We start from the raw sequence: 15,972 nt of genomic DNA, 5'->3' as shown, positions 1-15,972 counted from the left end.
CGCCTTCCGACACCGTGCTCGAAAGGTCGGGGCCGCTGACGGTCGCACCGCGTGGTCACCGCTCGAGCAGCACCTCGACCGCGTGGTACATCCACGGCACCGCGATGAAGACGGTCGGGACGACCAGCACCACCGCCGAGATCGCGATCGACGCGATGGCCGACGCTCGGCGTGCCCGGGTCGGGGCGGGGTCGCGCAGTCGCTCGAGACGCAGGAGCGCGTCGCTGCTCGCGCCGAGGGCGCCGGCCGGGGTGGGGCCTCCGGCGAGGGCGACGATCGCGCGGGCGAGGGGCGGGTCGCCCGTGACCTTGCGCGCCGCGTCGTCGGCCATGAGCTCGACCATCACCTGGCTCTGACGCAGGGGAGCGTCGGTGCGCAGGGGTCGGGGGAACGCGCGGTGCAGCACGCCGAAGGCCTCGAGCACGAGGTCGTGACGGGTGCGCACGTGCGAGCGCTCGTGCTCGAGCACGGCCTGGAGGGCGTCGTCGTCGAGGGACTCCACGGCCCCGCTGGAGATCACGACGCGGGCGTCGCGCAGGCGAGGGATGCAGTAGGCCACGGGTGTCTGCTCGGTCAGGACCCGCACGGCGGGGAGTGCGCCGTGGGGCTCGCCGAGGAGGTCCACCAGCGCGCGGTGGCGGGCGCGCCGGGTCGACGTCTCGCGCCAGACCTGCCAGGCCGCCCACCAGAAGCGCGCCCACACCAGGACGCCGATGCCCATGAGCGTCGCGTGGAGGGCGATCCGCCACCAGGTCGGCTCGTCGTCGGTGACGAGCCACAGCGCCGTGGAGAGCGCGGCCCCCGAGATGGCGAGCACGGCGGCGAGCGCCAACGACTGCCAGAGCACGATCCCTGCGGCCGGCGCGAGTCGCGGCCACGCGGCGCGCGACAGGAGGGCGGGCACCGGCAGGGCGAGCGCGAGGCCGATCGCGCCGAGGAGCAGCGGAGTCATGGTCGCGGGGTCATGGAGGCGGGTTCAGGGTCGCGGGTGCACGGTCAGCGGCCCGCGTCGATCTCGTCGAGCGCGGCCCGTAGCGCCGCGGCCTCCGCGGGGTCGACGGTGCGAGCGAAGTGGAGCAGGGCCGCGGTGCGGTCGCCGGAGCTGTCGAGCGTGGCGTTCAGCGCCTCGGCCGTGGCCGCCTCGCGGGAGAGGGCCGCCGTGTAGCGGAAGGCGCGCCCGTCGCGCTCGCGGCTCACCATCTCCTTGGTGCCGAGCCGGTCGAGCACCGTCATCACGGTCGTGTAGGCGAGGTCGTGCGTGCCCGAGGCCTCCAGTCCGTCCTGCACCTCGCGGACGGTGAGCGGGGACGTGGCCCCCCACAGCACGTCCATGACGGAGCGCTCGAGGGAGCCGAGGGAACGGGATGACTGCGGCATGTGACCTAATCTACTACGCCCGGTAGGAGTTCGGCTTGCCGGTGGACCCTCGAGGTCCTACGCTCGGTAGTAGTTACTACAGGATGTAGTAGATCAGCGAGCGGAGGCGACCATGGAAGCGCTCGACATCGCGCGGTGGCAGTTCGGCATCACGACCGTCTACCACTTCTTCTTCGTGCCGATCACGATCGGGCTCATCTTCCTCGTGGCCATGCTGCAGACCGCGTGGCACCGCACCGGCAAGGAGAAGTACCTCAGGCTCACCCGGTTCTACGGCAAGCTCTTCCTCATCAACTTCGCGATGGGCATCGCGACCGGGATCGTCCAGGAGTTCCAGTTCGGCATGAACTGGAGCGACTACTCCCGCTTCGTCGGCGACATCTTCGGCGCCCCGCTCGCGATCGAGGGTCTGCTGGCCTTCTTCCTGGAGTCCACGTTCCTCGGCCTCTGGATCTTCGGCTGGGACCGGCTCAAGCCGGGGCTCCACCTGGCCTGCCTGTGGCTCGCCGCCATCGGCACCGTGCTGTCGGCCTACTTCATCCTCGCGGCGAACTCGTTCATGCAGAACCCCGTCGGCTTCCGGATGAACGAGAAGGTCGGTCGCGCCGAGCTCACCGACTTCTGGGCCGTGATGACCAACAAGGTCGTGCTCGTCACCTTCCCGCACACGATCTTCGCGTGCTTCATGGTCGGCGGTGCCTTCGTGGCCGGCATCGCCCTCTGGCAGATGTTCCGCAAGGACCGCGAGGACGAGCGCGAGACCTGGCGCACCGCCGTGCGGCTCGGCGCCGTGGTGCTCCTCGTCTCCGGCGCCGGCACCATGATCTCCGGCGACTTCCAGGGCAAGGTCATGACCGAGGTCCAGCCCATGAAGATGGCTGCCGCCGAGGGCCTCTACGAGGACGAGGCGCCCGCCTCCTTCTCGCTGCTCACCGTCGGCACCCTCGACGGCAGCGAGCCGGTCCTCGAGCTCAAGCTGCCGCACCTGCTGTCCTACCTCGGCACCGGGTCGTGGAACGGGGAGATCCGCGGCATCAACTCCCTCCAGGCGGAGTACGAGGAGCTCTACGGCCCCGGCGACTACTCGCCGAACATCCCGGTGACCTACTGGACCTTCCGGGCGATGATCACCTCCGGTGGCCTCGCCATGGTCGGCGGTGCCTGGATGCTCTGGGCCACCCGTCGACGCCGCATGCCCAGCGCCGGGACCAGCGAGGGCCGATGGCTCCTGCGCACCGCCGTGGTCCTGCCGTTCCTGCCGCTGCTCGCCAACTCCTTCGGCTGGATCTTCACGGAGATGGGCCGCCAGCCGTGGGTCGTCTTCGGCCTCATGCCGACGTCGGCCGGGGTCTCGCCCGGCACCACCACGGCCGAGGTGCTCACGACGCTCATCGGCTTCACCGCCCTGTACGGCGCCCTGGCCGTCGTCGAGGTCAAGCTCCTGCTCACCTACATCCGCAAGGGCCTGCCCGACGCCGACCCGCCCCAGTACGTCGACGACCCGGACGCGCCGCTCGCGTTCGCCTACTGACCACCAGGAACCGGAGGAGACGACCATGGAGCTCACCACCGTCTGGTTCGTGCTCATCGCCGTGCTGTGGATCGGCTACCTCGTGCTCGAGGGGTTCGACTTCGGCGTCGGCATGCTCACCGCCGTGCTCGCTCGTGACGAGAAGGAGCGCCGCGTCCTGCTGAACACCATCGGTCCGGTGTGGGACGGCAACGAGGTGTGGCTGCTGGTCGCCGGTGGCGCGACCTTCGCGGCGTTCCCCGAGTGGTACGCCACCTTGTTCAGCGGCTTCTACCTGCCGCTGTTCCTCATCCTCGTCGCGCTCATCCTGCGCATCGTGGCCCTCGAGTACCGCAGCAAGCGGCCCGCGATGATCTGGAAGCGTCGCTGCGACCTCGGCATCCTCATCGGGTCCGTCGTGCCGGCGCTGCTGTGGGGCGTGGCCCTGGCCAACATCGTGCGCGGCGTGCCCATCGACGCCGACAAGGAGTTCGTCGGCTCCTTCTTCGACCTGCTCAACCCGTACGCGCTGCTCGGCGGGCTGGTGACCCTCACGGTCTTCCTGGTCCACGGCGCGGTCTTCGTCGGCCTCAAGACCGTCGGCGACATCCGTGACCGCGCCCGACTGCTCGCCCTGCGCGTCGGCGTGGTCGCAGCGGCGCTGGCCGTCGTGTTCATCGTCTGGACGGCCGCCCGCGACGGCGACCTCGCGGTCTGGATCGCCGGTGGCGTGGCTGCCCTGGCCTTCGTCGCGGCCCTGGCCGCCACCTCGGCGCGGCGCGAGGGATGGGCGTTCATCGGCACGGCGCTGTCGATCGCGGCGGTCACGGTCATGCTCTTCACGGCGCTCTTCCCCGACGTCATGCCGTCGTCGCTCGATCCCGCGTGGAACCTCACCACCACCAACGCCTCCTCGACTCCGTACACGCTCAGGATCATGACCTGGGTGGCGGCGGCCTTCACGCCGATCGTCATCGGCTACCAGGCGTGGTCGTACTGGGTGTTCCGCCGTCGCATCGGCACGCACCACATCCCGGACGACGTGCTCGCACCCACGCCGGACCTCGAGCCCAGTCGGGAGCGCTGAGCGGCCGTGGGTCCCGTCGATCCCCGCCTCCTGCGCCGGTCGCGGCCGGCGCGGCGCTTCCTCGTCGCCACCGTCGTGCTCGGGTCCGTCGCCGCCGTCGCGGTGGTGGCCCAGGCCTGGCTGGTCTCCGACGTCGTGGTCGGTCTCGTCGAGGGCGAGTCGACCCGTGCGATCGCCGCCGGGGCCGCTCTGCTCGCCGCGGTCGTGGCCGCGCGCGGCGTGCTCGCCTGGGCGCAGGCCACGGCCGGCGCCCGCGCCGCCGCCTCCGTGAAGGCCGGGCTCCGGCACGACCTCGTCGAGGCCGTGCTCGACCAGCGTCGGGTGGGCGCCGCGCCGTCGAGCGCGCGCGTCGCCACGTTGCTCGAGACCGGGCTCGACGCGCTCGACGGCTACGTGGCGCGCTTCCTGCCCCAGGTGGTGCTCACGGCCGTCGTGCCCGTGGCCGTGCTCCTGACGCTCGCGGTGGTCGACCCCCTCTCGGCGCTCATCGTCGTGCTCACGCTCCCGCTCGTGGTCACGTTCCTGGTGCTCGTGGGCCTCGTGACGCGCGACCGGCTCGACCACCGGTGGGGTGAGCTGCAGCGTCTCGGGCGGCACTTCTCCGACGTGCTCGCCGGCCTGACGGTGCTGACCGGGTTCGGTCGCGACTCGGCCCGTGGGCTGCGCGACGTGGGGGAGCGGCACCGTCGAGCCACGATGGAGTCGCTGCGCACCGCGTTCCTGTCCTCACTCGTCCTCGAGCTGTTCAGCACCCTGTCGGTGGCTCTCGTCGCCGTCGCCGCCGGGCTGCGACTCGTCGGCGGGGGGCTCGACCTGGGGACCGGTCTGCTGGTCATCGTCCTCGCTCCCGAGGCCTACCTCCCGCTGCGCCGGCTCGGCACCCAGTTCCACGACAGCACCCAGGGGCTGGCCGCGGCCGACGAGGCGCTCACGCTGCTCGACGGCCCCCAGCCCGACCGGGCGACCGGCCACTTCGTGGTGGACGGTCCGGCGCCGGTCACGGTGCAGGCCCTCGAGGTCGTCCATCCCGGACGTGAGCAGCCGGCCCTCGTGCTGCCGGCCTTCACTCTCCTGCCCGGCGACTTCGTCGCGGTCACCGGACCGTCCGGTTCCGGCAAGTCGACGCTGCTGTCGGTGCTGCTGGGCTTCGCCGCTCCCACCGCCGGGTCCGTACGGGTGGGTCGGCACCGGCTCGACGAGCTCGACCCCGAGGCGTGGCGCCGTCGTGTCGCCTGGGTCCCGCAGGACCCCCACCTGCTCGCCGGCAGCGTCGCCGACAACGTCCGGCTCGGTGACCCCGACGCCGACGACGCGCAGGTGCGCGCGGCCCTCGACGACGCGGGCGCCGACGACCTTCCCGCCGAGCGCCACGTGGGGGAGCAGGGACAGTCCCTGTCCGCCGGTGAGCGGCGTCGCGTGGCGGTGGCCCGGGCCCTGCTGCGCATCCGGGCGGGCGACACGTGGCTCCTGCTCATGGACGAGCCGACCGCGGGCCTCGACGCCCACCGCGAGAGCACCGTGCTCGGCACGCTCTGCCGGCTCCAGGAGACCGGCGACGTCACCGTCGTCGTGGTCGCGCACCGCGCCGAGACCGTGGCCGCCGCCTCGCGCGAGCTGCGGGTCACCGTGGCGAGCGCCGAGTCCGCGACGGTGGTCCGCTCGTGAACGTGGTGCGCAGGCTCATCGCCTCGCCCCGGGGGCACCTGGGTCTCGGGGCGAGCCTCGGCGTGGCGGCACAGCTGAGCTCCCTCGGCCTGCTGCTCACCTCCGGGTGGCTCGTGGTGCGGGCCGCCGAGCAGCCGCCGGTCCTCTACCTCATCGTCGCCATCACGTCGGTGCGCATGTTCGGCGTGGCCCGGGCGGCGCTGCGCTACGCCGAGCGGCTCCTCACGCACGACGCTGCCCTCGCCCGCGGGATCGACGACCGGGTGCAGGCCTACCGTGCCTTGGCACGCACGATGCCCGCCGCCGGTGCGATGCGCCGAGGCGACGTCGTGCGCACCGTCGTCTCCGACGTCGAGACCGTGCAGGACGGCCTGCTGCGCCTGCGGCTGCCGTGGATCTCGGCCGTGGTGGCATCGGCGGTGACCGTGGGGGTGGTGTCCGTCGTCCTCCCGGCCGCCGGGCTGGCGCTGGCTCTGTACGCCGGTGGGGTGCTGCTCGTCGCGCGGGTCCTCGTCCCTCGGCTCGCCGACGGCGGCACGGGGTCGGGGTCGGGGTCGGACGCAGCGACGTCGGTGGCCGGGAACGTCACCGAGCTGGTGCTGGCCGCACCGGACCTGGTCGCCTACGGGTCCGCGCGGGGACGCGACGCCACCGTGCACGCGGCGGTCGACGCGCTCGCCCTGCAGGACCGTCGACGTGCCTGGGCCGGTGGTGTGGGCTCGCTGGTGGTGCTGCTCGGCGGCGCTGCGTGCGTTCTCGCCACGGCGCTGGTCACGGCCGACGCCGGCCTCGCCGGACCCCTCGTCGGCGTGCTGGTGCTCGCACCCATCGGGCTGGTCGACGTGCTCGACGCCGTGGCCGAGGCCGAGCGCCTCCGCCCGCGCGTCGCCGCCGCTCGCGCACGCCTCGCCGCGCTCGAGGGCGCCACGGACCCGATGCCGGCTCCCGTCGCGGACGCGGCGCCCGTGGGCTTCGACCTCGAGCTGCAGGACGTGACGCTCGGCTGGGACCGTGACCTCGTCCGCGGGGTCATGACCCACGTCGGGGAGGGCGGGGTGCTGGTGGTCACCGGACCGAGCGGGGTCGGCAAGAGCACGCTCGCGGCCACGCTCTCGCGCCTCGTCGAGCCTCGTGCCGGGACGGTGCGTCTGGGCGGTGCGGACCTGCTCGACCTCACGCGGGAGCAGGTGCGCGGCGTCGTCGGCTGGATGCAGCAGGACGCCGTGCTGTTCGACACGACCATGCGCGAGAACCTGCGCGTCGCCGACCCCGCCGCCGGCGACGACCTCGTCTGGCGCACCCTCGGTCGGGTGCGGCTCGCCGACACCGTCGCGTCCTGGCCCGACGGTCTCGACACCGTCCTCGGTGAGGGCGGGGCCGTGCTCTCGGGCGGCGAGCGCCAGCGCATCGCCCTCGCCCGCATGCTCCTCGCCGGGCACCGGGTCCTCGTGCTCGACGAGCCCACCGAGCACCTCGACGCGCCCACCGCCCGAGCCCTGCTCGACGACGTCGACGCCCTCGCTCCCGAGCACACCCTCGTGATCGTGTCCCACGCCCCGGAGGTCGTCGCCCGGTACGACCACCGGCTCGACCTCGGCGCGTCGCTCGCGCCGGTGGGGGGCGCCTCTAGGGTGGGTGGGTGACCACCGAGCTCCTCGTCGCCCTCATCGCCGTCGCCGTCGTCGTCCTCGGCGGTGGTGCCGCCCTCCTCGTCCGCCGCGGACGTTCCGAGCTGCCGCCACCGCGCGACCTCGACGCGATCACCGAGGAGGTCATCGACCACCCGGAGCACCCGGAGCCGCACCTGCCGTCCGAGGACGAGGAGCCGCCGTTCGAGGAGGTGCCCGCCGACGAGAAGGCATCGGCGTCCCCGACCACCACGGTCGAGCGTCCCGAGCCCGCGCAGGGTCGGCTCGTGCGGCTGCGCGCACGGCTCGCCCGCTCCAACAGCTCGCTCGGGCGCGGACTGCTCTCGGTGCTCGGCCGGGCCGACCTCGACGACGCCGCCTGGGAGGAGCTCGAGGACACGCTGCTGGCCGCCGACGTGGGCGTGGGCCCGACCACCGAGCTCGTGGACCGTCTGCGCACCCGCGTCCGCGTGGAGGGCATCACCGACCCCGAGGGCGCTCGCACCGCGCTGCGCGAGGAGCTCATCGCCCTCGTCGACCCGTCCCTCGACCGTGCCGTCGCCACCACGGGTGCCGACGGCAAGCCCGGCGTCGTGCTCGTGGTCGGCGTCAACGGCACCGGGAAGACCACCACTGTCGGGCGGCTCGCGCGCGTGCTCGTGGCCGAGGACCGCACCGTGGTGCTGGGCGCCGCCGACACCTTCCGTGCCGCCGCCGCCGACCAGCTGAGCACGTGGGGCCAGCGGGTCGGGGTCGAGGTCGTGCGTGGCCCTGAGGGCGGCGACCCGGCCAGCGTCGGCTTCGACACCGTCAAGCGTGGCATCGAGCTCGGCGCCGACGTCGTGGTCATCGACACCGCGGGGCGTCTGCACACCAAGTCCGGTCTCATGGACGAGCTCGGCAAGGTCAAGCGCGTGGCCGAGAAGCAGGCGCCGGTCACCGAGGTGCTGCTCGTCATCGATGCCACCACCGGCCAGAACGGCCTGCGTCAGGCCCAGGTGTTCGGCGAGGTCGTCGACGTCACCGGCGTGGTCCTCACCAAGCTCGACGGCACGGCCAAGGGCGGCATCGTCGTGGCCGTCCAGCGCGAGCTCGGCGTCCCGGTCAAGTTCGTCGGTCTCGGCGAGGGTGCCGACGACCTCGCCCCGTTCGACGCCGCCGAGTTCGTCGACGCCCTGCTCGGCTGATCGGGTAACACGCCCGTAACGTGACCGCCGATCTCGTGACCTGAGCGAAACGTGGCGCTGCCGTGGAGGTAATCGGGGCGTTCCACAGTGTGACGCAGGCGCTGCCGCACGGCGTGCCGTCCCACCACGTCACCCCTCAGCCACTCGGAGGTTCCATGGATACCGGCGACACCGCCTGGATCTTGGCCAGCTCGGCGCTGGTCCTGCTCATGACACCCGGACTCGCCTTCTTCTACGGCGGCATGACCCGGGCCAAGAGCGTGCTCAACATGATGATGATGAGCTTCGCCGCTCTCGCGATCGTCCCCGTCCTGTGGGTGCTCTACGGCTACTCGTTCGCGTTCAGCCCCGGAGGCAACGGCTGGCTGGGCGGGTTCGACCGCCTGGGCTTCACCAACATCGGCGTCGAGACCGCCTACGGCACCATCCCCGAGTTCGTCTTCGCCGGCTTCCAGCTCATGTTCGCGATCATCACGGTCGCCCTGATCAGCGGTGCGATCGCCGACCGCGCCAAGTTCTCCGGCTGGGTCGTCTTCGTGGTCGTGTGGGTCACGATCGTCTACTTCCCGGTCGCGCACTGGGTCTTCGACTTCGGTGACGACGGCGGCTGGATCGCCACGCAGCTGGAGGCGGTGGACTTCGCGGGCGGCACCGCCGTGCACATCAACGCCGGTGCGGCCGGACTCGCACTGGCCCTCGTCCTCGGCAAGCGCACCGGCTGGAAGCGGGACCCGATGCGTCCGCACAACCTGCCGTTCGTGCTCCTCGGCGCCGGCCTGCTGTGGTTCGGCTGGTTCGGCTTCAACGCCGGCTCCGCCGTCGGTGCCAACGGCCTGGCCGGTCTCGCCTTCGTGAACACCGCCGTGGCCACGGGCGCGGCGATCGCCGGGTGGCTCGCCTACGAGCTCGTCAAGGAGAAGAAGGGCACCAGCCTCGGTGCCGCGTCCGGCGCGGTCGCCGGTCTCGTGGCCATCACGCCGGCCGCGGGCGCGCTGTCGCCGTTCGGCTCCATCGTGCTCGGCCTGATCGCCGGCATCGCCTGTGCGGCCGCCGTGAGCCTCAAGTGGAAGCTCGGGATCGACGACTCGCTCGACGTCGTCGGCGTGCACCTCGTCGGTGGCCTCATCGGCACGGTCCTCATCGGCTTCCTGGCCACCACCTCCACCGGAGGCGGTGCGCCGGTCGACGGACTCTTCTACGGCGGCGACGCCGCGCTGCTCGGCAAGCAGGTCCTCGCAGCGGTCGTCGTCCTGGTCTTCTCGTTCGTGCTCACCTACATCATCGGTAAGTTGATCGACGTGACCATCGGCTTCCGGATCGACCCGGACGACGAGGTCGCCGGCATCGACCAGGTCGAGCACCTCGAGTCCGCGTACGACTACACCGGTGGATCCGGTGGTTCGCCCTTCAAGACGGGAGTCTGAGATGAAGCTCGTGACCGCGGTCATCAAGCCGCACAAGTGGGAAGAGGTCCGCGAGGCCCTCGCCGCCGCCGGCGTCGCCGGCATGACCGTCACCGAGGCCAGCGGCTACGGCCAGCAGAAGGGCCACACCGAGGTCTATCGTGGCGCCGAGTACGACGTGACGCTCGTGCCGAAGATCCGGCTCGAGGTCGTGGTCGACGCGGCCGACGTCGAGAGCGTGGTCAGCACGATCACCGGTGCCGCGCAGACCGGCAAGATCGGCGACGGCAAGGTCTGGGTCGTCCCGGTCGACTCGGTGGTGCGGGTCCGCACCGGCGAGACCGACGAGGCCGCGCTCTGACCCAGTGCTCTGACCCGGGGCCCGCAGCGGTGCGCACGCAGCCCCCGACCCGCCCGGTCGGGGGCTGCGTCGTGCCGCCCGCCGAGGCGGGGAGACTGATCCCGTGAGCCACCCCCCGAGCACGGCGACGCAGCGGCGACGTCGGGCCGACGACGCAGACCGGCTGCTCGCCGACGTCTTCGCTACGGCTGTCGGTCCCGACCCCTCCGGTCTCGCCGCGGTGGCGGTGGGCGGGTACGGCCGGCGCGAGCTGTCGCCGTCGAGCGACCTCGACGTCGTGCTGCTCCACGACCCGGCGGTGCCGGAGAGTCGCGTGCGCGAGGTGGCCGAGGCGCTCTGGTACCCGCTGTGGGACGCGAAGATCCCGCTTGACCACTCCGTGCGCGACGCCGAGCAGATGCGGGCCACGGCCCGCGACGACCACCGCGCCGCGATGGGGATGCTCGACGCCCGCGCCGTCGCCGGCGACGCGGGCCTGGTGCTGGGCCTGCGGTCCCACGTGCTGGCCGACTGGCGACGCGAGGCGCGCACGCGCGTGGAGGAGGTCCGCGCAGGCCGGGAGCAGCGGATCGAGCGATCCGGGTGGCTGGCCTACGCCGCCGTCCCCGACCTCAAGGAGTCAGGTGGGGGACTGCGTGACGGCGTCGACCTGCGGGCACTCGTGGCCACCTGGCTCGTCGACGTGCCGCACGCCGAGGTCGAGGAGCTGAGGTCGGCGCTGCTGGACGTGCGCGACGCCGTGCACGCCACCACCGGCCGTCGGACCGATCGGCTGGTCGTCGACGACGTGCCCGCCGTCGCCACGGCCGTGGGCATGGACCCCGAGGCGCTCGACCTGCACGTGCGTCACCTCGGGCGGCGCATCGCGCACGTGGCCGACGTGACGTGGCGTCGGCTCGACGGCGTGCTCGTGCCGCGCACCAGCCCTCGGCCGCGCCCCGGCGTCCGTCGGGCCGGGCCCGCCGTCGTCCAGGTCGACACCGGTGTGGGCTGGCTCGGTGACGAGATCGTGCTCACGGCCGACGCCGCACCTCGCACCGACCCGGTGGTCGCCCTCAGGGCCGCCGCTGCGGCCGCCAAGGCCGGGCTGCCGCTCGGCGCCGGCACGGCCCAGCGCCTCGCCCGTGACCTCGGCGACCTGCCCGAGCCGTGGCCGGCGCCCGCGACGCGCTCGCTCGTCGACCTGCTGACGGCCGGGCGCGGGCTGGTGCAGGTGTGGGAGGAGCTCGACATCGCCGGCGTCGTCGACCGGTGGCTGCCCGAGTGGGCCGACGTGCGGCTGCGCGGCTCGAGCTCGCCGGTCCACCGCTTCACCGTCGACCGGCACAGCGTCGAGACGTGCGTGGTCGCCGCCGGTCTGCGCCGCGACGTCGACCGCCCCGACCTGCTCGCGGTGGCCGCTCTGCTGCACGACATCGGCAAGGGCCGCCCGGGCGACCACAGCGAGGTGGGTGCCCCGATGGCCGAGCAGGTCGCCCTCCGGTGGGGCTTCACCGACGCGGACGCCGACGTGGTCGGACGACTCGTGCGTTGGCACCTGCTGCTGACCAACGTGGCGACCCGCCGCGACATCGAGGATCCGGCGACCGCGGCGAACGTGGCGGAGATCGTGGGCGACACCGCCTTCCTGGACCTGCTGCTCGGACTCACGCAGGCCGACGCGGGCTCCACCGGGCCCACGGCCTGGACGGCGTGGCGACGAGGCCTCGTGGAGGGGCTCGTGGCCAAGACCCGCGACCACCTGGCCGGCGCGGTGCCCGCGGTGGCCTCCGACGACTACGAGGGCTGGCCCGCCGACCTGGCCCTGCCCGAGCCCGAGGTGCTGGCCCGCACGGGCGACGGCGTCGTGGAGCTGACGGCCGAGGACCACCAGGGCGGGTCGCTCCTGACGGTGGTCACCGGGGACCGGCCCGGTGTCATGGCGCGCATCGCCGGCGGGCTCGCCCTGCAGGGCCTGGCCATCCGCTCCGTCCGCGTGGTCACGCAGGGGGATGCGGCAGTCTCGCTCTGGGAGGTCACCCGCGCGGGCGTGCTCGCCAGCGCGGTGCGAGAGCGCCTGGTCCCGGTGCTCGGGGGTGAGGTCGCCCTGGAGGACCGGATGACCCTCACCGCCGTCGAGGGGGTCGCTGCGCGGGTGCGGGTCCTGCCCGACTCGTCGGACTCCGCGACCCTGCTGGAGGTGCGCGCCGCCGACCGTCGCGGCCTGGTCTGGACGGTGTGCGACGCCATCGCCCGCAGTGGGTGCTCGATCCGCTCGGCGCACCTGTCCACCTACGGCGACGAGGCCCGAGACGTCTTCTACGTGGTCGACGCGACGGGGGACCCCCTGTCGGGGCCGGCGGCGCAGGAGCTGCGCGCCACCGTCGACGACGCCCTCGTGTGAGCGCCGGGCGGGACTGGGCTGCGTCGGTGCCGCGACCCGCTCGGTAGGCTGGCCGTCATGTTCGACACCCTGCAGGACCGCCTCCAGTCCGCGTTCAAGAACCTGCGCGGCAAGGGGCGTCTCACCGAGGCCGACATCGACGCCACGGCACGCGAGATCCGCCTCGCGCTGCTCGACGCCGACGTCGCCGTGCCCGTCGTGCGCGACTTCGTCGCCCGCGTCAAGGAGCGCGCGCTCGGTGCCGAGGTGTCCAAGGCGCTCAACCCCGCCCAGCAGGTCATCAAGATCGTCAACGAGGAGCTCGTCGGCATCCTCGGCGGTGAGACGCGCCGGATCCGGTTCGCCAAGAACCCGCCGACCGTCATCATGCTGGCCGGCCTCCAGGGCGCGGGCAAGACGACCCTGGCGGGCAAGCTGGGTCGCTGGCTGAAGGAGCAGGGCAACAGCCCGATGCTCGTGGCCTGCGACCTCCAGCGCCCCAACGCCGTCAACCAGCTGCAGGTCGTCGGCCAGCAGGCCGGCGTCACGGTGTACGCGCCGGAGGCGGGCAACACCGGGTCAGGTGACGGTGGAGCCGAGGGCACCCGCTCCTACGGCGACCCCGTCCAGGTCGCCCGCGACGCGGTGGCCGAGGCCCGACGCACGCTGCACGACGTGGTGGTCGTCGACACCGCCGGACGCCTCGGCATCGACGCCGACCTCATGCAGCAGGCACGCGACATCCGCGACGCCGTGCAGCCCGACGAGGTGCTGTTCGTCATCGACGCGATGATCGGCCAGGACGCCGTGCAGACCGCCGAGGCCTTCAACGAGGGCGTCGACGTCACCGGTGTGGTCCTGACCAAGCTCGACGGCGACGCCCGCGGTGGCGCAGCGCTCTCGGTGCGTCAGGTCACCGGCCGGCCGATCATGTTCGCGTCGACCGGCGAGAAGCTTACCGACTTCGACGTGTTCCACCCCGACCGCATGGCCGGGCGCATCCTCGACATGGGCGACATGCTCTCGCTCATCGAGCAGGCCGAGAAGGTCTACGACGCCGAGCAGGCCGAGAAGGACGCCGAGCGCATGCTCGGCGGCACCTTCACGCTGCAGGACTTCCTCAAGCAGATGGAGGCCCTGTCGAAGATGGGGTCGATGACCAAGCTCATGGGCCTGCTGCCCGGCATGGGTCAGTTCAAGGACCAGCTGGCCGACTTCGACGACCGCGAGCTCGACAAGATCAAGGCGATCATCCTGTCGATGACGCCCAAGGAGCGCGACGACCCCAAGATCATCGACGGTTCGCGCCGCGCCCGGATCTCCAAGGGCTCGGGCACCACGGTCCAGGACGTCAACCAGCTCGTCACCCGTTTCTTCGACGCGCGCAAGATGATGCAGCAGATGGCCAAGGGCGGAGGCGTCCCCGGCATGGGTGGCGTCCCCGGGATGCCGGGCATGCCCGGCAAGCGTGCCGGTGCGCGTCAGAAGCCCCAGAACAAGGGCAAGAAGAAGGGCAAGCGCGTCTCCGGCAACCCCGCCAAGCGGGCCCAGGCCGCGCAGCCGAAGGACGCCCCCACGACCACCGGGGCCGACGCCTTCGGCTTCGGCAAGCAGGGCGGCGACCAGGACTTCGAGCTGCCGAAGGAGCTGCGGGACCTGCTGTAGGTCCAGCGAGGTGCACCTCCGCCTGCTCGGCACGGGATCGGCCGACGGCTGGCCGAACGCGTTCTGCCGCTGCGACTCGTGCGAGGCCCAGCGTGCCGCAGGCGTGCTGCGTGGTCAGACCAGCGCGCTGCTCCGGGTCGACGGCACCGCCGTGCTGCTCGATCCCGGGCCCGAGGTGCTCGCTGCCGCGACGCGCTGCGGTGAGTCGCTCGCCGACGTGCGTGTCGTCCTCGTGACCCACGCCCACGCCGACCACTTCGGGCCGCAGCTGCTGCTGTTCCGGTCCTGGGTGAACGACGAGCCCCTCGACGTCGTGGGTCCGGCCACCGTCGTCGACGAGGCGCGCCGGTGGGTGGCGCCGGACTCGACCGTGCGGTTCCACGCGGTGGACGCGGGTGACGTGCTGGACCTCGGCGCGGCCCCGCACGGGGGAGGGGAGCCGATCCGCGTGCAGGTGCTGTCCGCGGCTCACACGGTGATGGCCTCGGGCGACGCCGTCCTCTACGACGTCACGGGCTCCGACTGTGCTCGGGTGCTGTGGGCCTGCGACACCGGACCGTGGGAGGCGTCGTGGTTCGAGACGGTCCGCGACGCCGCCTACGACGCCGTGCTGGTGGAGGAGACCTTCGGCGACCGCGCCGACCTCGGGTCGGGGCACCTGCACCTCGGCACGCTCGGGTCGCTGCTCGAGCGGCTGCGCGAGGTCGGCGCCGTGACGACGTCGACCGACGTCGTGGCCGTGCACCTCAGCCACCACAACCCCCCGGAGGACGAGCTGGTGCGACGCCTGGCCGACCTCGGCGCGCGGCCGGGCACGGACGGCGAGCGGTGGGAGACCGGCCTCAGCGCAGGGCGGTGACCGTGTCGCAGGTGGTGGAGCCGGGCTCGGCGCGCGTGGTCTCGTCCGTGAGGCTCTGGTGGACGAAGGCCTGACCGTCCTTCACCTGGTGGTAGGTGTAGACGCAGAACTCCTCGTCGCCGAACGCGACCCCGTACCCGAAGCCCGCGGACGGCTCCTCCCCGACCGCCTCGAAGTCCTCCAGCCCCTCGACGACCGCGTCGAGCTTCTTCTTCCTGACCTTCTTCTGCTCCGCGGTGACGGCGCCGTCACCGACGGGCCCGTCGATGTAGACCGCGTCCACCAGGTCGGCGATGGCGGTCGCATTCGTTCGCAGGAAGTCGCCGATCTTCTCGCTCCTCAGCTTCGCCTCCTGGTCGGCGGGGGAGCTGCCGAAGGTCGGTGCGGGCGCCTCCTCGGTCGGGTAGACCGTCGGCTCGCAGTACGTCGGCTCCTCGTCCACCTCGGCGCTGGCGTCGTCGGCGCTCTGGTGGACGAACGACCGACCACTGTCGGGGTCCACGAGCCAGACGCAGTACGCGGGTGTGCCCGCGAGTGGCCGGCTCGGCACCGATCCTGCCGTGTAGCCCTTCGCCTCGAGGGCGGCGACCGCGTCGGGGAGCGGCATGCGCCCCTTGGCGTCCTTGTCCTTCGCCACGGCGTCCACGGCGGTGGCCAGGTCGGTCTGCAACCGCTTCGTCTCGGCCTTCTCGGCGGCGGCGCGGCGTTCCTCGGCCTGCTCCTCCTGGCTGGGACCGCAGCCTGCGAGCGCGACCAGGGCGGTCAGGACCATGACGGTGGTGCGCCTCATCGTTCCCCCCGGGGTCGTCGTGGAGCCACAGTCTGGCCCATGCTGGCCGCCCGCGTCACGACGCTCGGGGACGTGGAG

General features: G+C 72.6%; 13 protein-coding genes. 10 read left to right on the top strand and 3 right to left on the bottom strand.

Translation table 11 applies throughout. The features are described 5' to 3' along the window. Positions 1 to 55: 55 nt before the first annotated feature. Positions 56 to 952, bottom strand: coding sequence for a M56 family metallopeptidase (locus NBW76_RS12570; protein WP_055967260.1), 897 nt, complete (start codon positions 950 to 952; stop codon positions 56 to 58). A gap of 44 nt (positions 953 to 996) precedes the next feature. After that, positions 997 to 1,377 carry a BlaI/MecI/CopY family transcriptional regulator gene (locus tag NBW76_RS12565; protein WP_082481891.1) on the bottom strand — a complete coding sequence of 127 codons (381 nt, stop codon included), beginning with the start codon at positions 1,375 to 1,377 and terminating at the stop codon, positions 997 to 999. Positions 1,378 to 1,489: 112 nt separating this feature from the next. On the opposite strand from NBW76_RS12565, the gene NBW76_RS12560 reads away from it, so the two are divergent. From NBW76_RS12560 to NBW76_RS12515, 10 genes are all read left to right on the top strand, one after another. After that, positions 1,490 to 2,908, top strand: a complete 1,419-nt coding sequence (locus NBW76_RS12560) for a cytochrome ubiquinol oxidase subunit I (protein ID WP_056554103.1) — start codon at positions 1,490 to 1,492, stop codon at positions 2,906 to 2,908. Positions 2,909 to 2,933: 25 nt separating this feature from the next. Continuing rightward, positions 2,934 to 3,974: a cytochrome d ubiquinol oxidase subunit II gene (cydB, locus tag NBW76_RS12555; protein WP_056554106.1), complete on the top strand. Its 1,041-nt coding sequence runs from the start codon at positions 2,934 to 2,936 to the stop codon at positions 3,972 to 3,974. Between the two features lie 6 nt (positions 3,975 to 3,980). Then, complete coding sequence (gene cydD / locus NBW76_RS12550; RefSeq protein ID WP_056554109.1) at positions 3,981 to 5,639, top strand: thiol reductant ABC exporter subunit CydD; 1,659 nt, start codon at positions 3,981 to 3,983, stop codon at positions 5,637 to 5,639. Between the two features lie 2 nt (positions 5,640 to 5,641). Further along, positions 5,642 to 7,282, top strand: a complete 1,641-nt coding sequence (cydC, locus tag NBW76_RS12545; RefSeq protein ID WP_162239209.1) for a thiol reductant ABC exporter subunit CydC — start codon at positions 5,642 to 5,644, stop codon at positions 7,280 to 7,282. Further along, positions 7,279 to 8,454: a signal recognition particle-docking protein FtsY gene (ftsY, locus tag NBW76_RS12540; protein WP_056554114.1), complete on the top strand. Its 1,176-nt coding sequence runs from the start codon at positions 7,279 to 7,281 to the stop codon at positions 8,452 to 8,454. Before cydC ends, ftsY begins: the two co-directional genes overlap by 4 nt. Before the next feature lie 155 nt (positions 8,455 to 8,609). Continuing rightward, on the top strand, positions 8,610 to 9,878 hold the full coding sequence (locus tag NBW76_RS12535; RefSeq protein ID WP_082480779.1) for an ammonium transporter: 1,269 nt from the start codon (positions 8,610 to 8,612) through the stop codon (positions 9,876 to 9,878). Between the two features lies 1 nt (position 9,879). Further along, positions 9,880 to 10,218, top strand: a complete 339-nt coding sequence (locus NBW76_RS12530) for a P-II family nitrogen regulator (protein WP_055967282.1) — start codon at positions 9,880 to 9,882, stop codon at positions 10,216 to 10,218. Positions 10,219 to 10,321: 103 nt separating this feature from the next. Further along, positions 10,322 to 12,601 carry a [protein-PII] uridylyltransferase gene (locus tag NBW76_RS12525; RefSeq protein WP_056554118.1) on the top strand — a complete coding sequence of 760 codons (2,280 nt, stop codon included), beginning with the start codon at positions 10,322 to 10,324 and terminating at the stop codon, positions 12,599 to 12,601. Between the two features lie 57 nt (positions 12,602 to 12,658). Next, a complete protein-coding gene (ffh, locus tag NBW76_RS12520) occupies positions 12,659 to 14,245 on the top strand; it encodes a signal recognition particle protein (protein WP_055967288.1) in 1,587 nt (528 codons plus the stop codon). A 10-nt stretch (positions 14,246 to 14,255) separates the two neighbouring features. Continuing rightward, the gene (locus NBW76_RS12515; RefSeq protein ID WP_056554122.1) at positions 14,256 to 15,104 is read left to right on the top strand and encodes an MBL fold metallo-hydrolase; all 849 of its coding nucleotides are present in this window, start codon (positions 14,256 to 14,258) and stop codon (positions 15,102 to 15,104) included. Here the strand turns inward: NBW76_RS12515 and NBW76_RS12510 are convergent. Next, entirely contained in the window at positions 15,088 to 15,894 is an 807-nt protein-coding gene (locus NBW76_RS12510; protein ID WP_056554124.1) for a hypothetical protein, read from the bottom strand. The genes NBW76_RS12515 and NBW76_RS12510 overlap by 17 nt on opposite strands. Positions 15,895 to 15,972 lie beyond the last annotated feature (78 nt).

Origin of the sequence: Aeromicrobium sp. Leaf245 (assembly GCF_942548115.1) — a bacterium.
GTDB lineage: Bacteria > Actinomycetota > Actinomycetes > Propionibacteriales > Nocardioidaceae > Aeromicrobium.
Note: the sequence above shows the minus strand (reverse complement) of the source record. Positions and strands in the feature narration are given on the sequence as shown.